The sequence below is a fragment of the Micromonospora sp. LOL_015 genome (assembly GCF_048060275.1).
In the GTDB taxonomy this organism is placed as follows: Bacteria; Actinomycetota; Actinomycetes; order Mycobacteriales; family Micromonosporaceae; genus Micromonospora_E.
The window spans coordinates 1-23,765 of the sequence record NZ_JBHMIO010000013.1 but is presented as its reverse complement, the minus strand read 5'-3'; the positions used below and the strand labels follow the sequence as shown (position 1 = coordinate 23,765).

Here is a 23,765-nt window from a genome sequence, read left to right as displayed (position 1 = left end):
CCGTTGTCGAGCCGTGCGTTCAGTCACCGGGGCGCAGTGCATCAGCCGCCGCCGAGTCGATCGTCCGTTGTCGGCGGTTCGCCGCAGCACTGCCAAATTGTTGGGTGCCGGCGGCGCGGGCCGCCCGGCCGCGCGGTCCGGTGCCACGGCTGCTTCCCGGGTCCGGCCGGCCGGCACCGGGTCGTCCCAATCGGGTCGTGCCCGCCCGGCCGGTCGACGGGCCGGTGGCTGCGTGCCGGGCCGGCGGCAGTACTTCCTCCTCTTCGACCGGAGTAGCCAGCTCACTGCGGGCCCTGGGCAGCCAGTCGGGATGGTGCCGGCGGAGGAACGTGAAGAGGCCCTCGCGTAGCTCGCACCGCAGGTCCCACGAGCTGGGCGCGTCGGCGGCCGAGGCGAGCAGCCGTATGCAGATGGTCGTCTCGGTCGCGTCAACCACCTGCATCACCCACTCCCGACGGTCCCACAGAGCGGAGGCGTCAACGATGCGGTGCGCCTCCGCCCGCAGCACGTCGATGTCGGCGGTGAAGTCCAGGTGCAGGATCACGCTGCCCAGCACCTGCGCCTCGTTGCGGGTCCAGTTCTGAAACGGGGTGGTGGTGAAGTAGGATGTCGGCAGGATCAGCCGGCGGTGGTCCCAGACCCGTACCACGACATAGGTGAGCCGGATCTCCTCAACCCGGCCCCACTCCTCGTCGACCACCACGACGTCGTCGAGGCGCAGTTCGTCGCTGAAGGCGAGCTGCAGCCCGGCGAACACGTGGCCGAGCACCGACTGGGCCGCCAGGCCGGCCACCACCCCGGCCACGCCGGCCGAGGCGAGCAGAGATGCGCCCAACGCCCGGAGCTGGGAGAACGTCATCAGCGTCGCCGCCAGCGCGACGATACTGATGATCACTGCGGTGAGCCGGCGGAGCAGACCGATCTGGGTACGGGCGCGTCGCCGCCGTCGGTTGTCCGCCATGTCCACCGGCAGCCGGCGGAACGCGGTGTCCTCGAAGACGAACAGGATCCGGATTACCAGCCAGGCGCCGGCGTAGATCAGCGCGAGCAGCAGGATGTGCAGTGCTTCGTCACGGACCTCGCCGGTGATCCCGCTGAACGGCACCGCGAGCAGCAATCCGGTGACCAGCAGCGCGGCGCTCCATGGCCGGTAACATTCCCGGTGCAGGGTGTTGAGGAACGGTGCGACCCGGCCGCGCGCCGCGTGCCGGACCACTCTGCCGGATAGCCACGCCAGGGCCAGCGAGCCACCAACCGCGACGACCACCGTCGCCACTGCCCGACCCAACTGCTCGTCCCACACGGCCCGGTGACCTCCGTCCGCCGCCCCGGTCAGCTACCGGGTTCCACGGTGATCCGGTTCTCCACGGCGGTGACTCCCGGCGCCGACCAGGCAATCCGCTCCGCCTCCTCACGCTCCAGCCAGGAGCGGACCACCCCCTTGACGATGACCCGGCCACCGTCGGTGTCGACGGTGACCTGCCGGGCGTCGGTGGCGGCGCTGCGCACCAGCGCGTCCTCGATGCTGCGTCGCAGTTGCGGTGCGGAAGGGTTGATCCGGGGACGGACGGCGATCAGATTCGTCACCCCGCGTACCCCGGAGAGCCGGCGTACCGCACGCTCCGCCGCTCGGCGCTGGAACTCCCATTCGACCTCGCCCTTGAGCGTGACCCACCCGTGAGCGACGGTAACCTCGAGCCGTTCGATCGGAACGAACGCGTCCCACTCCAGCGCCCGGGTGGCGGCGCCAGCGACATCGGCGTCGGTCCGCTCCGCTGAGCTGGGCAGTCGTACCTCGATGTCGTTCGCGACCGCGGTCACCCCACGCACCCGGTGAGTGGTGCGCTCCGCCGCCCACTTCTTGCCGTAGTTGTCGACCCAGCCCAGCAGTGTCACCACGCCCTCCAGTACGGTCACGCCGATCTCGTTGGGCTGGACCCGGGCGTCCCATTTGAGTTCCTCGAGGACGTCACGCTGGATCTCCTCGTCCGTACGCACCGTCGCGGCGGTCAATTTTCCTCCAACGAATGTCGTCGTGCCGGGCTGCCGGTGGACTCAGAGCAGACGTAGTTCACGTGCCCGGCGTACGGCCTCCCGGCGGCGGGGGGCACCGAGCTTTTGGTAGATGTTGCGGACGTGGGTCTTGACCGTGTTCACCGACAGGAACAGCTCGGCGGCGATCTCACCGTTGGACAGCGTCCCCTGCAGGTACCGCAGTACGGTCAGTTCCCGGTCGGTGAGCGGTTCGGCCAGCGCCGGTGCCGGACGGTGCCGATCGGCGTGTCGCCGACCGGCACCGTCGACGAGATCGTTGACAAGGTTCCGGTGCCGGGTCGGTGAGTCGAGGTGCTCGACCAGCAGATCCCGCGCGGGGGAGCCGGCGTGGTTGAACACCAGCCGGTGATTGTCCGGCGCGGCCAGGTCGAGCACCTGTTCGAGCAGCTCGCGGGCTCGACGTTGGTCACCCATCCGATGGGTGGCGACGGCCGCGACCAGCCCGGCGGTCAACCGTTCCAGCAGGGTCACCGGCTGGCGTTCCGGCCGCGTCACCAGCGGGTCCGCCGGTGATCCGCCGTCCGGCGCCGACCACTGGGGCAGCACTGCCAGCGCATCGGCCGGTTCGTCGGTGAGCAGATGTAGCCGGGCCAGTGCGATCGCCACCGCCGGTGCTCGCTCGTCGTGGCTCCCGGCCAGCAGCAGTTCCCGGGCGCCGTCGAGGTCACCACAGGCCATCCGGGCCTCGGCTAGGGCCAGCCAGCGCAGCCGGCTGTGCTGGCCGTCGGGCGGCTCCCGGTCCATCGGCGCCGTCGTCAGCAGATCAGCGACCGCGGCGAAGTCCCCCTCCGCCTGTCGAAGCGCGGCCTGGACCACCGGGAGCAGCCCGGTGACCGTTCCCGGTGTCCCGGGCACGATCAGCGCTGCGGCCAGATCCAGCTGCCGGGTCGCGTCCGGCAGTTCGTCGCGGTACAGGGCGACCAGGGCGAGCGCAAGATGGGCGGCTGCGGCGTGGCCGGCACACCGACGTCCCGGGCAGGCCGTGGTGACCAGGGTCTGCTGGGCGGCGTGGTAGGCGGCCGTCAGCTCACCCCGCCGGGCATGCAGCAGCGCCAGTTGACCGGCGGCGTACCGGGTCGGGCAGCCGTACCCGTCGGTCGCCGGGGCGGTGACCAGACCGGTCAGCACCGCCTCGGCGCCTGCCAGGTCGCCGCGACCGAACCGGACCGTTCCGAGCATCGCCTTCGCCACCGTGTCTGCCCGCTCACCCCGGGTCTGCGTGTCCCCGGCCGGTGCACCTGCGGTCGTCGCGGCCAGACCGGTGGTGGCCAGCAACTCGTCGGCGTGGCTCAGCGCCTCGTCGTACCGGCTCCCGTCGATCGCGACCACGATCCGGGCGGCGATGCTGGTCGGTTCCTGTGGGCAGATGTCGGGCGGCGGTCCGGCCGCCGGCCGGCCAGCGGTCTCCAACCGGTCGACGGCGGCAGCCAACGCCAGGCCCGAATGGCCGGGGTCCAGGCCGGTGGGCAACGGGGTGTGCCGGGCGTCCTCGTGACCGCAGAGCAGTAGTTCTGGCCAGTGCTCGTCCACCAGTCGGCCGGCACCGGACAGGTCACCGCAGGCCAGCCCGTGCCGGACCGCCGCCAGCGGCCGGCCGTGAGCGCGATGCCACCGGTACGCCCGCTCGTGCAGCCGCGGGATTTCGTCAGGGAACCGGCTGCTCAACTCGGCGTACAGCACGTCGCTGAGCATCCGGTGACAGCGGTACCAGGTCGGGTCGCCGCCTGCGGCGACGATGAAGCCGGCGGCGTCGCGGGCGGCTGCGGCCAGCTGCTCCTCGCCGTCGTCACGCCCGGTCAGTTCGTCGGCCAGGGACCCGCAGACCCGGTCCAGCACCGAGGTACGGACCAGCGTCTGATGCGTCAGCGCGGCCTGCCCGGCGAGCACCTCGGCGGACAGGTAGTCGGCGGCCGGATCGGGATCGGCGCCGACGTACTCCCGTACCGTCGTGGGGCCTTCGCCGGCCTGCAACACCAGACTGGCCAACCGGACCCCGGCCGGCCACCCCTCGGCCCGGTGGTGCAGTTCGCGGATCTGCTCGGTGGCCGGGCCGAGACCCTGCGCGTCGACTAGACGGGCACTCTCGGTCAAGGTCAGCGCAAGCTCGGCGGCTCGGATCTCGGTCAGCTCACCGGTCAACCGGTACCGGTGCAGCGCGAGCGCAGGTTCGGTGCGGCCGGCCACCACCAGACGCAGTCGCCCACGGCAGTGCCGCAGCAGGAATTCGATTCCCCGGACCACCTCGGGATCCGTGACGGTGTGCGCGTCGTCCAGCACCAGTAGGACCGGCTCCGGCTGAGCGGAGATCACCGACGCGAACCGGGGCAGGAAGAGTTCGGGATCGGCACGGCCGGGAGCGGGCGGTGCGGGCCGGTCCGGGTCCCGGCGGGCCGTCTCGGCGGCGAGCGCCGCGTGTAGGTACGACCAGAACCGGTCGCCGCGGTCGGTGGACTCCAGGGTCAGCCAGATCGCACTGCCCCTGGCCCGTCGACCGACGAACCAGCCGGCCAGCAGCGCGGTCTTGCCCCACCCGGCCGGTGCGACCAGCAGCGTCAACGGGCCACGCGTACCGACCTCCAACCGGGCGGTCAGTCGTGGCCGATCCAGCAGACCAGCCGGTGGATCCGGCGGGGCGGTCTTCGACCCGAGCAGTGGCGCCGAATCGAGGTTCGTCGGAGCGGTCAGCCGGAGCGCGCGATGCTGTCCCGCTACGGTTTCCTGTCCGGCTGTGCGCATCCGCCACTCCCGTCGCTGTGCCGGCGGAGCTTGCCTGTGCGCCCCGCCGGCCCTGACTGTGTTTCGCGGGTGGCGTTCCCCAACCTGTCCGGTTCTAACGCGCCATCGTCGCAGCGGACCATCCCGGTCGAGTGACCTTGGCTCATCCGGGTCGGCACCGGCATCGGGCCACGGACCGGGGGAGAAAGGTGCTCGGTTGTCCGATTTTGTCGATGGGGACTTTCCCCGTTGGCGGACTCCGGCCGGCAGGCCCGCTCCGCGCTGACATATCAGTTTTTGTCCCTCCCTACCGGGTACCCGGTGCACATCCGGCCGTAGTGTCGGCTCAGCGCAGGGGGTGCGCCGTGAACGACGTTCCGTCCACGCACACCGAGCAGCACAAGCCGCTGCGGATTGCCATGATCGTGCCGCCCTACTACGAGCTACCTCCGCCCGGCTATGGCGGCGTCGAACAGGTCTGCGCCGCTCTGGTCGACGCGTTGGTCGCCCGGGGCAACGAGGTGACGCTGTTCGGAGCCGGCAGTCGGACCGGGACCGCCGCGAACTTCGTCAGTACCGTCCGCGAGTTGCAGGCCGACCGGCTCGGTCACTCACTGCCGGAACTCGTGCACCTGGCCCGGGTGGACCGGCTCATCGAGGACGACACCTTCGACGTGGTGCACGACCACACCACCGTCGGTCCGCTCGCCGCCGCCCGTCGGCGGGTACCGACGGTGGTCACCGTGCACAACTCGCCGGACGGCGAGCTGGGCGAGTATCTGCGCGGTATCGACCGGGCCGTCGCGTTGGTGGCGATCTCGTACGCGCAGCGCCGAGTGGGCAGCGGCCTGCCGTGGGCGGCGACCGTGCATAACGGGCTGGCCGCCGACGTTCGGCCCAAACCGGTGCCGGCCGACGGCCCGGTGTTGTGGCTCGGGCGGTTCGCGGCGGACAAAGGCCCGGACCTGGCGATCGAGGCCTGCCGTACAGCCGGTGTGCCGCTTGTTCTTGCCGGCAAGGCGACCGAGCCGTCCGAGCGACGCTATCTCGAGGACGTCGTCCAGCCGATGCTCGGCCCCGACGTCGAGCTGCTGGTCAACCCCGACCGGCAGCGGTGCTGGCAACTGCTCGCCGAGGCCCGGTGTCTGCTCATGCCGATCCGCTGGGAGGAACCGTTCGGGATGGTGATGCTGGAGGCGATGGCCTGCGGCACCCCGGTCGTCGCCCTGAACCGCGGTGCGGTGCCGGAGGTGGTGCGCCACGGCGAGACGGGGATGGTCTGCACCGACCCGGCCGAGCTGCCGGAGGCCATCGAGCGGGTTGGGCAACTGGACCCGCAGGTGTGCGCTGAGCACGTACGGTTGTCGTTCTCGCCGGACCTGATGGCGTCCCGGTACGAGCGGATCTACCACCGGTGGAAGTACGCGATGTCGCTCGCGGTGCCGACTGACGGCGAACCGGAGCCGGCGCAGCGACTGGAGCACGACCTGCTGCCGCTGGCGGTCGACTGCTGATCTGGCGGGTGCGGGCGGCTGGGTAGCTGCCCGCACCAACCCCGACGGCGGGCGGTCCACTGCCTGCGACTGCGCGACCGCCCAGGTGGCAGTTCGTGACCAGCCGCGTAGGGTGGAGCACGAGCAACGGTCCCGGTGCGCCTGTCCGGGCCCGTCGACTGGGACAAGGGAGTGAGGCCTGGCTGGTGAGCACCGCCGAAGTTGCGGACTGGGAACCGGGCGACGGGCGGGTCTGCACACCCGAGCCGACGGCGACGGCGGCTTCCGGAGCTGTCCCGTTCGGTGCCACGGCTGATCCCCGACCGCGGCACGGGGAGCCGACCACACCGCCCACCGCAGCTCCCAACGGACCGGCCGGGCAGACTACCGTCGACAACTTCCGCGAAGGGCTGCTGATCTGCGACGGTGCCGGGGTGGTCCGGCAGCTGGACGCCACCGCCCGACGGCTGCTGCCGGAACTGGTTCTCGGGCAGGTGGCCGCCGCCAGCGGCATCGCCGGGCTGGACCTCGTTACCTTCAACAGCTTCGCTGCCGCGGAGCTGACCCACCATGGGCATCGGCTGCGGTTGCGCCGGGTTCCCCTGACGCACGACCGGATTGCCTGGTACGTCGACGATACGACCGAGCCCACCGCGCGCGCCGACGCCCTGCTCGCCGAGCGGGCCCGTTGGATGTTCCTGGCCAACGCCAGCCAGCAACTCGGCAACCCACTGCATGAGGACCGGGCGGCTCGGGCCGCCGTGCGGCTCGCGGTGCCGACGTTGGGACAGTTCGCGGTGCTGGTGGTCGCACCCCGCCGTGGTCGCGCCCACTGGTGGCGGGCCAGCGACCCGGGCGCCGGTGGGAAGCCACCGGTCGACGGTGGCACGATCGCGGTGGACGAGTTGCCGCCGGCGTTCACCGAGGCGTTGCGTGGCGTCGAGGCGACGTCCCTGGACTGGCTTGCCGAGCAACTCGTCGACCTGGGTTGGCTGTTCCCGCCGCCAGGCCGGGACTTCGCCGTACGGGTCGCCGCTCTGCCAGGCAGCACGCATCCGACTGGTGTGCTGCTGGTCGCCCGACCCGGTCCGGTCGGGTACGACGACGCCGATCTACACCTGTTGCGGGGGTTTGCCGCCCGCGCCGGCTCGGCGCTCGACGCCGCGGTGCTGTACCGCCACCAGGCGGAAATCGCGGAGACCCTGCAGGCTAGCCTGTTGCCGGCGGTGCCCCGACCGGTGCCGGGTGTGCAGTGGGGCACCGCGTACCGGCCGGCCCCGTCGTCGCTGCGTATCGGCGGCGACTTCTACGGCGCATTCGACCTGCCCGACCGCGAGGTACTGTTCTTTTTCGGTGATGTCTCCGGTAAGGGCGTTGAAGCGGCGGTGTTCACCGGTCAGGTACGCCAGGCGCTGCAGGCGCTGCGTAGTGTCGAGACCGATCCGAGACGACTGCTCCGGCTGCTCAACGAGTCGGTCCTGGAGACGACTCAGGCCCAGGGGCAGGGCCGGTTCGCGACGATGGTGCTCGGGTCGGCCCGTCCGGGCCGCGAGGGTGGTCTGACGCTCACCCTGGCCGGTGGTGGTCACCTTCCGCCGTTGCTGCTGCGCGGCGACGCGACGGTGCAGACGGTGCCGCTCAGCGGCATGCTGATCGGCGTGGTCCCGCAACCGCGGATCGGTCAGTTGACCGTCGACCTCGCGCCCGGTGAGACGTGCCTGCTCTACAGCGACGGGGTCACCGAGGCCCGTGGCGGGCGGTACGGCATCGAGCAGTACGGTCTGGACCGGCTCACCCAGGCGCTGCAGGGGTGTCATCAGATGCCGGCGCCGGCACTCGCCGAACGGGTGGAGCAGTTGGCGGGGGACTGGCTGGCCGGCCGCGAGCACGACGACATCGCCGTGCTCGCGATTCGTGCTGAGCCGGCCGGCCAGCGGCAGCGGGACCGGCGTCTGCCCGCCGGGCCCGGCCCAGGGCCGGAGAACCGACGGTAGTGGTCGCCCCGTCAGCGGTCGAGGTAGGTGGCGCGTACCCGGCCCTGCTGGCCTGCCTGGCGGCCGCAGACGAGGTCGCGGCGCTGGCGTTGGCTGACGAGTTACTGGAGGCCGGGGTCCCGGCCGAGTCGGTACTGCTGGATCTGATCGCGCCGGCCCAGGTCCAGGTCGGCCGATGGTGGCAGCGCAACGAGTGGTCGGTGGCCCAGGAACACGCGGCGACGCACATCAGTGAGTTGATGGTCGCTGCGGTCACTACCCGGGCCGCACCCCGGCCACACCGTGGCAGGGTGATCGTGGCTTGCCTGGACGGGGAGTGGCACGCGCTGCCTCCCCGACTGGTCGCCGAGGTCCTGCGGCTGCGTGGCTGGCAGGTCACCTTTCTGGGCGCAAGTGTGCCGGCCGTGCACCTGATGACCTATTTGCACCGGCACGACCCGGTGGCGGTGGCACTGGCCTGCGCATTGCCGATGCGTCTGCCGCAGGCGCATCGCACCATTCAGGCCTGCCAGCGGGCCGACGTGCCGGTCCTGGTCGGCGGCCGGGGCTTCGGACCCGACGGCCGGTGGGCCCGGGCAATGGGGGTGGCGTGGGCTCCGGACGCTCGGGCCGCGGCGGACCTGCTCGCCGACACCGACGGTGACCTGGTCCGGACGGTCGGGGCGACCAGCCGGCTCGGCGGCGAGGAGTACGCCGCGCTGGTAAGCCGGCGTGCGGAGATTATCGACGTCGCGCTGGATGATCTGCGGCACCGGGAACCGTCGACGGCCGGCTACACCACCAGGCAGTGGGACGCGACGGTCGCCGATCTCGGTCACCTGGTGGACTTCCTTTCCGCTGCGGTCTACGTGGACGACTCCACGTTGTTCGTCGAGGCCGTCGACTGGACGACGGAGGTACTCGGGTCCCGCGGCGTCCCGATGACGGGCATGCAACGTACTCTGAGTGCATTTGCAAGCACATTGAGTGACTCTTCTCGGGCCTGTCGGTTTCTGCTCGACGGCCGGCGAGCCCTTGACTCCTGTGATCGAAGGTGATTTCACGGGCGGGGCCGACGGATTCGATGGCTGGCGGTTGATCGATCTGTCCCTTGTGTGGCACTAGTCGCGAGCATGTTCACCGACTGTTCCCAAAAACGGGCGCAAAGTAATTAACGCAATAATAATCGCGTACTGGCGCAAAAGACATTTAGCTATACCAAGCGCAACTTATCTTCCCTATCCTTCGGGTGTATCCCAGGGATTGAGGAGGTGGCGACATGCGTGACAACGATTGGCTGTGATCCCGGACCTGTTCGATGGACGGTGAGTTATGAGACGCTAACGCGAGGCTCATGTGGATGAAACTGTCCAGACGAGAAGTGAGGCGACGACGACGGTGCGTGGCGACGGGGTGAATCGGCGACTGACGCCGCTCGTCGGGCTCATTGTCTGCTGTGGCCTGGTGGCGATGGCATGGGCGGTGTCCGGGATCGGCGCACCGCTCAGCCTCCCCGCCCTCCACTACCCCCTGGTGCTCACCAGCCTCGTCGCCGTGGCGAGCGGCTGCACCGTGCCGATCCGGATCAGAACCCCGCAGGGCATCTCGCCGACCAGTGCTGCGGTGCTGGTGTCGGTCGCGGTGCTGCCGGTGCACTGGGTCGTCGTGTGCACGGCCGTAGGCGTGGCCGTCGGGCGTTCCGTCGCCCGGTCGGCGCCGGTCAAGGTGGCGTTTGCCACGGCCAAGGAATCGATCGGCGCGCTGGCTGCGGCGGCGGCAGCGACGTGGGCCGGTCTCGCGCCGGTGCTGGGCGGCACCAGCCACCTGACCCGGTCCTGGACCGTCACCGTCGTGTCGCTCTGCGTGGCGGCGCTGGCCTACGCGGCGGTCGACGAGACGTTGCCGGTGCCGGTGGTCGCGCTGGCGGATCGGACGTCCTGGCAGCGGGTCGTGCGCCGGGGTGCTCGGATGCGGGCCGGTGTGAAGGTCGCCACGTTGCTGCTCGCCCTGGCCACGGTGGTCGTGGTGGCAGTCGACGCACGCCTTCTGGTGGCCACCCCGTTGGCGGTCCTGCTGCTGCACTCCAACTTTCGACGGCGCCTGCATTTGGCCGAGGAACGGTCGGCCTGGCGGCAGCTGGCCGAGACCACCGACGCCCTCAACAACGTGGACCTCGATGCGGTACTGCGCACCGCGTCGTCCGGAGCCGCGCGGCTCTTCTCGGCCCGAATCGTCGAGATTGAGTTCCAGCACGGCCCGCAGCGACGCCTGGTGCAGGGCGATGAGCACGGCCTACGGTACGACGGTCCGGTGGATCAGGCAGGGCCCGGTGTCGACGGCGACCTAGTGACGGTACCGCTCGGCGCCACCGGTGACGCCGAGCAGGCCGCCGGTGCGCTGCGGCTCGCCCTCGCCGGCGCGGGTCTGTCCGACCGCGAGCGTTACACGTTGCGTACCTTCGGTGCGGCGCTGACCACCGCGATCCGCAACGCCACCGCCTACGCGCAGGTGATCGACCTTGCATCCCGGCACGAGCACGACGCCACCCACGATCCGCTGACCGGGCTGGCAAACCGTCGATACCTGCGGGAACGCCTCACCGCAGCGTTGGCCGACCGGCGCAGCCTGCCGCGTACCGCCCTGGTTTTGATCGATCTCGATCACTTCAAAGAGGTCAACGACACGCTCGGGCACTCCGCCGGTGACCAGGTTCTGGTGGAGGTCGCCCGGCGACTGGACCGGGCCGCCGCCGGTGACCTCGTCGCCCGACTGGGTGGCGACGAGTTCGCCATTGTGCTCACCGGACACGCGGCACCGGCCCGCGCCGAGCACCAGGCGGCGCGGATCCTGCAGGTGCTGCGTGACCCGATGGACCTCGACGGGATCCGGATTAGCCTGCGGGCCAGTGCCGGACTGGCCACGGCGAACGGCAACGCCAGCACCGAGGAGCTGCTGCGGCGGGCGGACGTGGCGATGTACCAGGCCAAGGAGAGCGGCCGCGGGCTGGCCAGGTACGACCGTAGCCGGGACACCGCTGACCCGGACCGGCTGGCCCTGCGCGGTGAGCTTCCCGCGGCGCTAGCCAGTCACCGCTACGCGGTCGGCTTCGACCCGATCGTCGATCTCGGCAGCGGATCGGCGGTCGCCGCCGAGGCGGTGGTGCGATGGGGCAACACCGACCTCGGTGACCAGCCGGCGGCCGGGATGCTTGCGCTGGTCGAGCGCTCCGGCTGGCTCGCCGAGTTCACCCGGGGGATGTTTGACCGGACGCTCGCCGCCACCCGGCTGCTGCGGGACGCCGGCTTCGTGCTTCCCGTGTCCATCGGCATTTCCGCGCGGAGCCTGCTGGATCCCGGATTCCCCGCCGACGTGCGAAACCGGCTGGACATGCACCGCGTGCCAGCCGACCAGTTGATCGTCGAACTCACCGAGACGACCGGGATCAGCTGCCCGGACATGGCGCTGAGCGCCCTGCACCAGCTGCACGACGACGGGGTGCGGATCGCGTTCGCCGGATTCGGCACCTCCGACGCGCCGCTGTCCGCGCTGCTACGCATTCCGGTGCACCTGGTGAAGGTCGACCATCGGCTGCTCGCGGTGCCGGAGAACTCGCCGGCGGCGCTGCGGTCGCTGGTCGGCCTGGGGCGCGACCTCGCACACACCGTGGTCGCCAGCGGCGTGTCCACCACCGGGCAGCGACGAACGCTGTGGGAGCTGGGCTGCGCCGCCGGTCAGGGCAGTTTGTTCGGTCCGGCCGCCGCCGACGTTGACGAGTTGGTCTCGATGCTGCGTCGCGGCCGCGACGGGGTCGTCGGCGCGTTCGCCCCGAGCTTGCATCCGGGGGCGAACATCGTCCGGATGCCGCGGCTGCGTCGGGCCGGATCAGGGTGACAGCGGGCCAGACCGGGTCATCGCGGCGGCATCCGGACCGGGGCACCGTCGCTACCGACCGGATGGCGGTGCTCCGTCGCGGTGCGGTCGTCGTCCGCTCTGGCGGCGACGACGTCGACGGTGTGCCGTGCATTGTCCTGTCCGGAGAACGGCCAGAGCAGGTCGGCCCGACGGGCCAACGCGGAGAGCTGCTCGACGGTCAGCCCGCAGGAGGCGACACTGGCCCGCACGTCGGCGCGGTACCGGCCGTCGGGGTCGCGTCGTAGCCTGGTTTCGGCGTGCACCTCGACGGTGTGCGACTCGTCGGTGATCTCGGAGGCCGCCTCGACCGCCGCGTGGTGCAGGCAGGACGCGAACGCCGCGGCCAGCAACTGCTCCGGGGTGAGACCGCCGCCGTGCGGAGCCAACGGGGAGGCGAGCCGGCTGGAGAACTCACCGTCGTCGGTACGGACCCGACCCGCTTCGGCGGTTGCCGAAGCCTGGTGGACCCAGGGTTCCGAAGCACCCATCACGCCTCCTCCGCGTCCTGCCCGGCGGCTGCGTACCCGTGGGCGACCCGGCGAAACGCGGGGTGACCTGGCTGGTCGGTCGGCGACACCGAGATCGGACCGGTGGCGAGGCGGGGCCGGGCAAGCGAGGAAGGTGGTGGCGACCACCAGCGGCTATCGTTGACGTTTCGTCAACGGAGATGTTCTCGTCACCGAGGTTTTCGTCGACGGATCACCACAAGAAAGAAGACGCCTTTGCGGCGTCTGACTCTGACAGTCAACAGCAAGGGGGCACACTTGTCAAGTGCGGTGCAGGCAGCTGGGCGTGACAACATCAACGGTGTGGACCAGACCGTCACGGACACCGACCGGCCCGAGGGCCTGGACCGGGCCGCCGACCTCGCCGCGGAGCAGCAGTACGTCACCATGCTGCACGAACAACTGGACGCCCTGCGGGGGATGGCGCAGCAGCGGCTCGTGGCCGCGCTGCGGCAGACCGGTGGCACGCCGCAGGCGCGCTCCGAGCGCGAGGCCACGGTGGCGCTACACACCGAACGGATAGCGCAGTACAGCGCGGTGGAGAACGGACTGTGCTTCGGTCGGCTCGATCTGACCGACGAGGGACACCGCTACATCGGCCGGATCGGACTCTTCGACGAACAGGGCGACTACGAGCCGCTGCTGATCGACTGGCGGGCCCCGGCCGCCCGTCCCTTCTACCTGGCGACCGCTGCGGCGCCGGACGGCGTCCGCCGTCGCCGGCACATCCGTAGCCGGCTGCGGACCGTCATCGCGATCGACGACGAGCTGCTCGATCTGGAACTCGCCCGGGACCATCGGACGAGCACGCTGACCGGTGAGGCGGCGCTGTTCGCCGCGATCACCGCCGGTCGTACCGGACGGATGAAGGACATCGTCCAGACCATCCAGGCTGAACAGGATGAGATCATCCGGGCACCGGTGGACGGGGCGCTGGTGGTCCAGGGCGGCCCGGGCACCGGTAAGACCGCCGTCGCGTTGCACCGTGCCGCCTACCTTCTCTATACCCACCGCCGGGAGCTGTCCAGCCGCGGCGTGCTGGTGGTCGGGCCGAACGCGACCTTCCTGCGGTACATCGCTCAGGTGCTGCCGTCATTGGCTGAGACCGGGGTGCTGCTGCGCACCCCCGGTGAGCTGTATCCCGGGGTGCGCGCGACCCGGACCGAACCGGACCGGGTCGCGGAGATCAAGGGCCGGGTGGCGATGGCCGAGGTGGTGGCAGCCGCGATCCGGGACCGGCAGGAGGTGCCGGACGAGCCGGTGCTGGTCGAGGTGGACGGCCACCAGCTGCGGATCACCGCGCAGATCTGCGCCGAGGCCCGCGAACGTACCCGCCGGTCGGGACGGCTGCACAACCTGGCCCGCCCATTGTTCGACACTGAGATCGTGCACGCGTTGGCCGATCAGATCGCCGACGAAATCGGCATTGATCCGTACGCGGACGATCCGCTCGGTGGGGACGACGCTCCCGGTGACCCACAGGTGCTGGCCGAGGCCGACCTCGCGGAGATCCGACGGGAGCTGCGCGCCGATGCGGCGCTGCGGTCGGTCCTGGACCGGTTCTGGCCGGTGCTGACGCCGCAGCGGCTGCTCACCGAACTCTTCGCCTCGCCCGAGCGGCTTACGGCCGCCGCCCCTGACCTCGATCCCGCCGAACGCGATGCGCTGCGCCGTGCCCCGGGCGGTGGCTGGTCCTCGGCGGACGTACCGTTGCTCGACGAGGCGGCCGAGTTGCTCGGTGTCGACGACAGCGCGCAGCAGGCACTCGCCGAGGCTCAGCGTCGCCAGCGGCTCGAGTACGCCGAGGGAGCCTTGGACGTGCTGCGCGGGTCGGAGTCCATCGACGTGGAGGACGAGGCGGAGCCGGAGATTCTCGGCGCGACCGACCTGCTCGACGCCGAGGCGCTGGCGACCCGGCAGGTGGCCGGTGACCATCGGACGGCTGCCGAACGGGCGGCGGCGGACCGTACCTGGACCTTCGGTCACATCGTCGTCGACGAGGCCCAGGAACTGTCCGCGATGGCGTGGCGCCTGCTGATGCGCCGCTGCCCGAACCGGTCGATGACGATCGTCGGGGATGTGGCACAGACCGGGGCGTTGGCCGGCGCGGCCTCCTGGGCGCAACTGCTGCGGCCGTATGTGGCGGACCGCTGGAGGCTGGCCGAGCTGACGGTGAGCTACCGCACTCCGGCCGAGATCCTGGCGGTGGCTGGTCAGGTGCTCGGCGCCATCGATCCCGCCGCCTCGGTACCCCGGGCGGTCCGTGAGTCGGGCGTGCCGGTTCGGTGGGAGCGGGTACCCCGGGCCGACCAGCTCGTCGACCGGCTGGTCGAGCTGATCCGGGCGGAACTGTCCGCGGTCGGCGACGGCCGGCTCGGGGTGATCGTTCCGGTTGACCGGTACGACGGGTTGGTGGCGCCGGTACGGTCGGCGGTCGACCGGGTCGCGTCAGGCGAGCAGCCCGATCTCGAGTCGCCGGTGGTGGTGCTGACGGTCGCGCAGGTCAAGGGGTTGGAGTTCGACTCGGTCGTGGTGGTGGACCCCGCCGCGATCCTCGCGGACTCGCCACGGGGCCGGAACGATCTGTACGTGGCGCTGACCCGGGCCACCGCGCGGCTGGCGGTGCTGTACCCCGGGGACCTCCCGTCGATTCTCGGCTCGGCCGGCTCCGACGACGCTGGTCGGCGGGTCGGCTAGCAGGTCGGGTGGAGTGGCGGTCCGGCTCCGTGCGGCGCAGCGGGGGAGCCCTCGTGCCGTTGCCGAACCGTTATTTGACCGGTCGGTGCACCCGGCTCGTCCACCAGCTGTGGACGAACCGGGTGCACCGCTGGCGGAAAAGGTGACAAACGCTGCTAAAACCGTGCAAGCTCGGGTCCGTTTCCGATCGTCGGGATACGGCGGTGCCGGTGGGGCTGGCAGTGTCCAGAGGGCCAGCCGCGTAGGGTGGTGTACGGCAGCTGTCCGTAAGATGGCGGGCCGGACAACCCTCGGTGGCGTCGGCCCTCCCGGGCCGCAGTTGACGGACGTACCGCACGAACTCGACACAGTTGGGAGGTGGCCGGCGTGGAGAACCTGGCCTACCTGGATGCCGGATCTGGCAGCCTGATCGTCCAAGCGGTGGTGGCTGGCGCCGCTGGCATGGTCGTCGCGACCAAGCTCTACTGGCGCCGGCTGGTCAGCCGGTTCCGTAAGCAGCCCACCAAGAAGGACTGAGCGGCCCGGCACCGATGATCTCCCAACCGACCACCTCGACCCCCCGTGACGAGCCCGGCTCGTTCCGGGACCCGGACAACCAGATTTTCTACGCCGACGGCGCGGTGCTCCGCGGCCTGGGACCCCAGGCCGCGAGCGACTGGACGGCGGTTCGGGACAGCGCCTTCCTGGCGCCGCTGATGGCCGCCGGTAAGGTCGTCGCCACCGAGACCGTCGAGCCGGGGGACCTGCCCGCTGTGGTCGCCGACCGGTGGACGACGGTGCTGCGACACGAGCGGGTGCCGTTCGTGTCCTACCCCTACGAGTGGTCCTTCGCCCAACTGCGCGACGCCGCCCGCCTGCACCTGGAGGTGCTGGAGGCGGCGCTCGCCGACGGGGTCACCATGACCGACGGCTCGGCGTACAACCTGCAGTGGCGTGGGGTCGACCCGGTCTTCATCGACGTGGGCTCGTTCCAGCCGGCCGCTGCCGGTGAACCATGGGCCGGCTACCGGCAGTTCTGCCAGACCATGCTCTATCCGTTGATGCTGCAGGCGCATCTGGGCCTGGACTTCCAGCCGTTGCTGCGGGCGCGCATCGACGGCATCGAATCGGGTCAGATGCGGCGGCTGTTCCGCGGTGCCCGGCGGTGGCGGGCCGGTGTCTTCAAGCACATCCACCTGCACGACGCGATGCAGTCCCGGCATGCCTCGGCCAGTACCGGATCGGTACGGGCGGAGATCCGCGACGCCGGCTTCTCCACCGAACTCGTCCGGGCCACGGTTCGGGCCGTCGCCAAGCTGGTGGACCGCCTGGACTGGGCTCCGCCGGGCAGCCACTGGGTCGACTACCAGCAGACCTGTACGTACTCCGATGCTGACCGGACGGCGAAGACCGCCTTCGTCGACGCCGAACTCGCCGCACACCGCCCGGGGACAGTGTTCGACCTTGGTGCCAACGACGGCACGTACTCCCGGATCGCCGCCGCCCACGCCGAGCAGGTGGTGGCCGTGGAGAGCGACCCGGCGGTCGTCGACCACCTGTACCGGCGGCTGCGCGCTGACGGGCAACGGCGGATCCTGCCGATCCTGATGGACCTCGCCGACCCGTCGCCCGGCGGTGGCTGGGCCGGTGACGAGCGTACGTCGTTCACCGCCCGGGCCCAGGCGGACACGGTGCTGGCTCTGGCGGTCATCCACCACTTGGCGATCGGTCGCAACGTGCCGCTGCCACGGGTTCTGGACTGGCTGACCGGCCTGCTCCCGGCCGGCGGCGGCACCGGCCAGATGATCATCGAGTTCGTCCACCCGGACGATCCGATGGCCCGGCAACTGCTCGCCAACAAGCCCGCCGGGCTCTTCCCCGACTACCACCGGGCGGAGTTCGAGCGGCTGCTCGCCGAACGGTACGAGATCACCCGGCGGGAGGAACTCCCGTCCGGCACCCGGACGTTGTATGCCGGGGTCCCGCGTGGCTGACGCGGAACCCGGTACCGCTGCGGCGGTACCGGCCCCGGCCGGTCCGCCGTCCGCCGATCACGGTCCTTCGTCCGCCGATTCCCATCGGCTGTCGGCCGCCCCGGGTCCGCCCGCAGCCGACCCGGCCCGGCGTACCGGCGGGGCGACGGAGCTGCGTCGGCTGCTGGAGATCGTTGCACTGTGCGGCCTGGTCGTTGCGCAGCCGTTGCTGGACGTCGTCGGGCGCAGCCCGGACTTCTTCCTCTTCCACGGTGCCGGGACGGCCGAGATCCTGCTGCTGGTGGCGTTCTACGTGGTCGTACCGCCCCTGGTCTGCTGGCTGCCCGGCGCATTGATCGGACTGGCCGGTCCGCCGGCCCGCCGAACCGCCCACCTGGTGACGGTCGGGCTGCTGCTGGTCGCCCTGGCGGTACAGGTCGGCAAGCATCTGCTGCCGATCCGAGGTGTGTCGCTGCTGGCCGCCGCGCTGCTGGCCGGTGCCGCTGCCACGTGGGCCTACCGGCGCTGGGGTGGGCTGGGGCAGCTGTTGCGGCTGGCCGCCGTCGGACCGGCGGTCTTCGTGATGCTGTTCGTGTTCACCTCGCCGGCCTCGGCGGTGGTGCTCGGCAGCGAGCGGACCAGCGCCGGGCCCGGCACGGCTACCGGCGACGGCGAGCATCCACCGGTGGTGGTGCTGATCCTCGACGAGCTGCCGCTGTTGTCGCTGCTCGGCCCGGACGGGCGGATCGACGCCGAACGCTACCCCAACTTCGCCGAGCTGGCCGCCGGCTCGACCTGGTACCGCAACGCCACCGCGGTCAGCGGCTGGACCCCGTACGCGTTGCCGGCGATGCTGTCCGGCCGGTATCCCGAACGCGAGGTGGCACCCCACTACTCCCAGCACCCGGACAACCTGTTCAGCGCGCTCGGCGGCACCTACCAGATCCGGGCGCAGGAGAGCATCACCGAGCTCTGCACGCCGAGTCGCTGCGAGACGGAGTCCGCCACGGCGGCCCTGCCGGTGCTGTTCCAGGAAACGGCCGCCCTGCTCGGCCAGATCCTGTCGCCGGTGGAAAGTCACGACGACCCGGCGGCGGGTTTCCGCGAGCCGACCCGTCGTGACGCCGGCCTCGCCGGTGGCGACGCCCCGACCGACCCCAGGTTCCGCTTCGACGCACTCGACGACAACCAGCCAGCCCGGTTCACCACGTTCATCGACGGGCTGGCAACCCCGGACGAGGGGCCAACGCTGCATTTTCTCCACCTGCTGATGCCGCACGCGCCGTGGAGCTACCTGCCGTCCGGTGTCCGCTACGAGGCTCCCGAGGACTTTCCTAACGAAGGTGCCGGCTGGGTGGAGCTGGCCCGCCAGCGGCACCTGGCCCAGCTCGGCTACACCGACGGACTGATCGGACAGACCCTGGCGGCGCTGCGGTCCAGCGGCCGCTACGACGACGCGCTGCTCGTCGTCACCGCCGACCACGGGGTGAGCTTCACCCTCGGGGAGCAGGGGCGGGGCATGGGTGCGGTGCGGGCCGCGCCGGCCGAGGTGCTGTGGGTGCCGACCTTCGTCAAGGAGCCGGGCCAGCAGGCCGGTCGGGTCGACGACCGTAACTGGGAGCATGTCGACCTGCTGCCGACCATCGCGGCGCACGCGGGCATTGACCTGCCGTTCGAGGTCGACGGCCGATGTGGCAGCTGCCCACCCCGGGAACGGGCGGACAAGCAGTTCCGGGACGTTCCGGGTCAGCCGGTGACGGTGCCGGGCCCGGCGACGTTCACCGCCCTGACCACCGGCCAGGCCGGTCCGCCGTTACCCGCGCCGCTGGTGCCGGAGCTGGTCGGTCGCGCGGTCGCCGAGCTGCCGGTCACTGACGACGGTGATCGCGCCACCATCAGCAACGCCGACAGCTACACCGACGTCGACCCGGCAAGCGGTAACCTGCCCGCGCTGGCGTACGGCGAACTGCCCGACCGGGTGACGACCGGTGCTCCGCTCGCGGTGGCGGTGAACGGGCGGATCGCCACCGTGGTGCCAGCGATGGCCCCGGACGCCGAGGGGCGGCGATTCGCCGCACTGATCACCGACGAGTCGTTGTGGCGCCCCGGTGACAACCGGGTGGAAATCTTCGAGGTGGTCGGTGACGGTACCGAGCTGCGGCGGCGTACCGACTGACTAGTGCTTTCATCCGTTTCTGGGGTGTTTGGTTGGCGACCGGCCACCGGATCGGGTGACGCATCCCTCACCCTCACCTGCTCGCTGCGGCAGCGCACCACCGCAGGATTACGGTAAGAAATGAGGCACTCGACGAAGATCTGCCGGCGAAGTGAGGGACCATATGACGGATGTGAAGCTGGACCATCCCGGTGGCCAACTGTCGATGCCGGTGCAGCCGGCTATCGAAGGTCCGCCCGGGATCGAGGTCGGGGCGCTGCTGAAGGAGACCGGTCACGTCACGTTCGACCCGGGCTACGTCAACACCGCCTCCTGCGCGTCGGCGATCACCTACATCGACGGCGATGCCGGGATCCTGCGCTATCGGGGCTACCCCATCGACCAACTGGCCGGCAAGGCGTCCTTCCTTGAGGTCAGCTACCTGCTCATCTACGGCGAACTGCCGACCAGTGACGAATTGGCTGCTTTCAGTGAGCGGATTCGGCTGCACACGCTGCTGCACGAGGAGATGCGCCGGTTCTTCGACGGCTTTCCCCGGGACGCGCACCCGATGGCGGTGCTCTCCTCCGCAGTGAGCGCGCTGTCGACCTTCTACCAGGACAGCCTGGATCCGTTCGACACCGACCACGTCGAAATCTCCACCGTGCGGCTGATGGCCAAGGTGCCGACCATCGCCTCGTACGCGTACAAGAAGTCGATCGGCCAGCCGCTGCTCTACCCGGACAACGCGCTCGGCTACGTGGAGAACTTCCTGCGGATGACGTTCGGTGTGCCGGCCACCGAGTACCAGGCCGACCCGGTCGTCGCGCAGGTGCTGGACATGCTGTTCGTGCTGCACGCCGATCACGAGCAGAACTGCTCCACGTCGACGGTGCGGCTGGTCGGCTCCAGCAACGCCAACCTGTTCGCCTCGGTCTCGGCCGGGGTCAACGCGTTGTTCGGGCCGCTGCACGGCGGTGCCAACCAGGCGGTGCTGGAGATGCTGCAGGAGATTCACGCTTCCGGCGGCGACGTCCAGAACTTCGTCCGGCGGGTGAAGAACAAGGAGGCCGGGGTCAAGCTGATGGGCTTCGGCCATCGGGTCTACAAGAACTACGACCCGCGGGCGGCCATCGTCAAGCAGGCGGCGCAGGACGTGTTGGGCCGGCTGGACAAGCCCGACCCGTTGCTGGACATCGCAATGCAGCTGGAGGAGATCGCGCTCGCCGACGACTTCTTCGTCTCCCGCAAGCTCTACCCGAACGTGGACTTCTACACCGGGCTGATCTACAAGGCGATGGGCTTCCCGCCGAAAATGTTCACCGTGCTGTTCGCCCTGGGCCGACTGCCCGGTTGGATCGCGCAGTGGCGGGAGATGATCGCCGACCCGACCAACAAGATCGGCCGGCCCCGGCAGCTCTACGTCGGTCCGCAGGAGCGTCAGTTCGTCCCGGTCGACCAGCGCTGAACCACTTCGGCGGGGTCGCCTGCGGCCGCAGGCGACCCCGCCGAAGTGGGCTGACGGGTCAGTCGGTGCGCGGGTCGGACGGGTGGTCGGGCTCCGGTCGGCCACCAGCGTGGCCGGTCCGCCTCACCGGGTCCGGGCGCAGCCAGACCGCGGCGAAGGGCCCGACCTGCACGACGGCGGACGCCGGCTGACCGTGCAGTGGCGCACCGTCCGCCGTGACGGCCCCGAGGTTACCGACGTTCGACCCGCCGTACCACTCGGCGTCGGTGTTGATCGTCTCCTGCCAGCGGCCGGGCTGCGGCAGTCCGATCCGGTATCCGTGCCGGGGCGCCCCGGAAAAGTTGACCACGCAGGCCAGGACGCTACCGTCGCGGGCGTGCCGGAGGAACGAGACGACGTTGGCCGCCCGGTCGGTGTGGTCGATCCACCCGAACCCGTCCGGTGTCACGTCCAGCTCCCACAACGCCGGGCACTGCCGGTAGACCGCGTTCAGGTCCCGGAGCAGGTTGCGTACCCCGCCGACCGCCGGGTCGGCGGCCAGCGACCAGTCGAGCCCGCGCTGTTCGCTCCATTCCTGCTCGTCGGCGAGTTCACTGCCCATGAACAGCAGCTGCTTGCCGGGGAACGCCCACATGTAGGCCAGCAGCCCGCGCAGTCCGGCCAGCCGCTGCCACCGGTCGCCGGGCAGCTTGGCGGTCAGCGAGCCCTTGCCGTGCACCACCTCGTCGTGGCTGATCGGCAGCAGGAACTGCTCAGTGTGCGCGTACGCCGTCGGCCAGGTCATCTCGTCGTGGTGGTGGCTGCGGTGCACCGGGTCGCGGGCCAGGTAGCTCAGCGTGTCGTGCATCCAGCCCATGTTCCACTTGAGCCCGAAGCCGAGCCCGCCCCAGTCGGTGGGTTTGGTGACCCCCGGCCAGGAGGTGGACTCCTCAGCGATCATCACGACGCCCGGATTGAGCCGGTACGCGGTCGCGTTGAGTTCCTTGAGCAACTCGATCGCCTCGGTGTGGGCGTTGCCGCCGGAGTCGTTGGGCAGCCACTGACCGGGCCCTCGCGAGTAGTCCAGGTAGAGCATCGAGGCGACCGCGTCGACCCGTAGCCCGTCGATGTGGAACTCCTCCAGCCAGTACAGGGCGTTGGCGACGAGGAAGTTGCGTACCTCCCGTCGGCCGTAGTCGAAGATCAGGCTGCCCCAGTCGGGGTGCTCGCCACGGCGCGGATCCGGGTGTTCGTACAGCGCGGTGCCGTCGAACCGGGCCAGGGCCCAGGCGTCGCGGGGGAAGTGCGCCGGGACCCAGTCCAGCAGCACCCCGATCTTGGCGCCGTGTAGTCGGTCGACCAGATGCCGGAAGTCGTCCGGAGTGCCGAACCGGGCGGTCGGCGCGTAGTAGCCGGTCACCTGGTACCCCCAGGAGCCGCCGAACGGATGCTCCATCACCGGCATGAACTCCACGTGGGTGAAGCCCAGATCCGACACGTAGGAGACCAGTTGGTCGGCCAGCTCCCGGTAGCTGAGCCCGGGTCGCCACGAGCCGAGGTGCACCTCGTAGACGGACATCGGCCGGGCGTGCTGGTCACCGCGCCGGTTGCGCAACCAGTCCGCGTCCTGCCAGACATACCCGGACTGGTACACCACCGAGGCCGTCCGGGGCGGCACCTCGGTGGCCTGCGCCATCGGGTCGGCCCGGTCCGCCCAGGAGCCGTCGGCCCCCTGGACACGGTACTTGTACCGCTGCCCGGCGACGACGCCCGGCACGAAGCCGGCCCACACACCACCGGATCCGAGCCGGTCCAACTCCTGGCCTTCGTACGGGCCCCAGCCGGGGCCGTCGCCGATCACCCGGACCCGGCGGGCGTTCGGTGCCCACACCGCGAACCGGCAACCGCCGGGCAGCGGGTGGGCACCGAGCATCCGCCACAGTTGTTCGTGGCGTCCTTCGGCGAACAGGTGCAGGTCGATGTCGCCGATCGTCTCGGTCAGGGCAGCCTCCCGGATAGCGGTCATCTGCTCCCCGCGCCGGCGAGGAGGTTCCCGTCCGGGATGACGATAGTGGCCTTCCCGTGCGCCATTCGGGCGGACGCCCGTTCGGTGGCGAACGCCGAGGACTGGACGATCGCGGCGGAGTAGGTCGCTGCGGTGCGGTGCGCGATCGCCGCCCAGCCGTACTGGTCGTGGACCATCCGGCGGGCCTGCCGGGCCACCCGCCGGGCCAGCGTCGTGTCGGCCAGCAGGGTACCGACCGCGTCGGCCAGTCCGTCCGGATCCTTGGGTCGGAAGGTCATTCCGGTCACGCCGGGTTCGACGATCTCGGCGAGTCCGCCGGTGGCCGACACGGCCACCGGCGCGCCGGCCGCCGCCGCCTCCAACGCCACCATGCCGAACGGCTCGTAGACGCTGGGCACCGCGAAGCAGTCCGACGCCGCCATCAATGCCGGCAGGTCGGTGCCGCCGAGGAAGCCGGGCAGCGTGACCGCGTCGCGTAGCCCGAGCCGGTCGATGTCGGCCTCCAGCTCGGCGCGGTACGGACCGTCGCCAGCGATCACCAGCCGGACGTTCGGGTGCTGGCGGCGTAGCCGGGGCAGCGCGGCGATCAGGTGCTGGACGCCCTTCTCGTAGACCAGCCGGCCGACGAACGACACCAGCGGCCCGTCGCTGGCGAACCGTGCCCGGGCGGCGGTGACCGCGTCCGTCGGCACCTGCCAGCGGCGGGCGTCCACCCCGTTGGCCACCACGTCGACCCGGTCCGGGCGCACCCCGAACAGGCTCAGCACCTCGTCGCGCATGTAGCCGGAGCAGGTGATCACCCGGCACGACTCGTGGCCGAGCCAGTGTTCGATG

General features: G+C 70.7%; 14 protein-coding genes and 1 pseudogene. 9 read left to right on the top strand and 6 right to left on the bottom strand.

Going from position 1 to position 23,765, the window contains the following annotated elements; genetic code table 11:
* Positions 1–19 precede the first annotated feature (19 nt).
* Genes ACFHWU_RS13405 through ACFHWU_RS13395 form a run of 3 tightly spaced genes read right to left on the bottom strand, consistent with a single transcriptional unit; the run spans position 20 to position 4,791 of the window.
* Positions 20–1,303 carry a mechanosensitive ion channel family protein gene (locus tag ACFHWU_RS13405; RefSeq protein ID WP_416555189.1) on the bottom strand — a complete coding sequence of 428 codons (1,284 nt, stop codon included), beginning with the start codon at positions 1,301–1,303 and terminating at the stop codon, positions 20–22.
* Positions 1,304–1,332: 29 nt separating this feature from the next.
* Positions 1,333–2,013, bottom strand: a complete 681-nt coding sequence (locus tag ACFHWU_RS13400; protein ID WP_282230629.1) for a BON domain-containing protein — start codon at positions 2,011–2,013, stop codon at positions 1,333–1,335.
* Between the two features lie 42 nt (positions 2,014–2,055).
* Positions 2,056–4,791, bottom strand: a complete 2,736-nt coding sequence (locus ACFHWU_RS13395; RefSeq protein ID WP_416590681.1) for a LuxR C-terminal-related transcriptional regulator — start codon at positions 4,789–4,791, stop codon at positions 2,056–2,058.
* Positions 4,792–5,189: 398 nt separating this feature from the next.
* Between ACFHWU_RS13395 and ACFHWU_RS13390 the strand changes: the two genes are divergently transcribed.
* The 4 genes from ACFHWU_RS13390 (at position 5,190) to ACFHWU_RS13375 (ending at position 12,127) form a co-directional block, all read left to right on the top strand.
* A complete protein-coding gene (locus ACFHWU_RS13390) occupies positions 5,190–6,284 on the top strand; it encodes a glycosyltransferase family 4 protein (RefSeq protein ID WP_416555220.1) in 1,095 nt (364 codons plus the stop codon).
* Positions 6,285–6,469: 185 nt separating this feature from the next.
* Complete coding sequence (locus ACFHWU_RS13385) at positions 6,470–8,257, top strand: PP2C family protein-serine/threonine phosphatase (RefSeq protein ID WP_416555193.1); 1,788 nt, start codon at positions 6,470–6,472, stop codon at positions 8,255–8,257.
* Entirely contained in the window at positions 8,257–9,294 is a 1,038-nt protein-coding gene (locus ACFHWU_RS13380; protein ID WP_416555195.1) for a cobalamin B12-binding domain-containing protein, read from the top strand. Before ACFHWU_RS13385 ends, ACFHWU_RS13380 begins: the two co-directional genes overlap by 1 nt.
* Positions 9,295–9,706: 412 nt before the next feature.
* A complete protein-coding gene (locus tag ACFHWU_RS13375; protein WP_416590680.1) occupies positions 9,707–12,127 on the top strand; it encodes a putative bifunctional diguanylate cyclase/phosphodiesterase in 2,421 nt (806 codons plus the stop codon).
* A gap of 110 nt (positions 12,128–12,237) precedes the next feature.
* Here ACFHWU_RS13375 and ACFHWU_RS13370 read toward each other — a convergent pair.
* Positions 12,238–12,636: pseudogene (locus tag ACFHWU_RS13370) on the bottom strand (OsmC family protein); the annotation flags it as partial.
* Between the two features lie 405 nt (positions 12,637–13,041).
* On the opposite strand from ACFHWU_RS13370, the gene ACFHWU_RS13365 reads away from it, so the two are divergent.
* The 5 genes from ACFHWU_RS13365 to ACFHWU_RS13345 all read left to right on the top strand — a co-directional run bounded on the left by ACFHWU_RS13365 (position 13,042) and on the right by ACFHWU_RS13345 (position 20,926).
* Positions 13,042–15,351: a HelD family protein gene (locus tag ACFHWU_RS13365; protein ID WP_416555222.1), complete on the top strand. Its 2,310-nt coding sequence runs from the start codon at positions 13,042–13,044 to the stop codon at positions 15,349–15,351.
* A gap of 357 nt (positions 15,352–15,708) precedes the next feature.
* Positions 15,709–15,867, top strand: coding sequence for a hypothetical protein (locus ACFHWU_RS13360; RefSeq protein WP_158632100.1), 159 nt, complete (start codon positions 15,709–15,711; stop codon positions 15,865–15,867).
* A 14-nt stretch (positions 15,868–15,881) separates the two neighbouring features.
* Positions 15,882–17,324 carry a methyltransferase gene (locus ACFHWU_RS13355; RefSeq protein WP_416555199.1) on the top strand — a complete coding sequence of 481 codons (1,443 nt, stop codon included), beginning with the start codon at positions 15,882–15,884 and terminating at the stop codon, positions 17,322–17,324.
* On the top strand, positions 17,317–19,479 hold the full coding sequence (locus ACFHWU_RS13350) for a sulfatase-like hydrolase/transferase (protein ID WP_416590679.1): 2,163 nt from the start codon (positions 17,317–17,319) through the stop codon (positions 19,477–19,479). Before ACFHWU_RS13355 ends, ACFHWU_RS13350 begins: the two co-directional genes overlap by 8 nt.
* Before the next feature lie 163 nt (positions 19,480–19,642).
* Positions 19,643–20,926, top strand: a complete 1,284-nt coding sequence (locus tag ACFHWU_RS13345; RefSeq protein ID WP_416555203.1) for a citrate synthase — start codon at positions 19,643–19,645, stop codon at positions 20,924–20,926.
* Between the two features lie 58 nt (positions 20,927–20,984).
* Here ACFHWU_RS13345 and glgB read toward each other — a convergent pair whose 3' ends face one another.
* Positions 20,985–22,931: a 1,4-alpha-glucan branching protein GlgB gene (gene glgB / locus ACFHWU_RS13340; protein WP_416555205.1), complete on the bottom strand. Its 1,947-nt coding sequence runs from the start codon at positions 22,929–22,931 to the stop codon at positions 20,985–20,987.
* Positions 22,928–23,765, bottom strand: an 838-nt coding sequence (locus tag ACFHWU_RS13335; protein ID WP_416555207.1) for a glycosyltransferase family 4 protein, incomplete at its 5' end; no start/stop codon positions are given. The genes ACFHWU_RS13335 and glgB, both read right to left, overlap by 4 nt.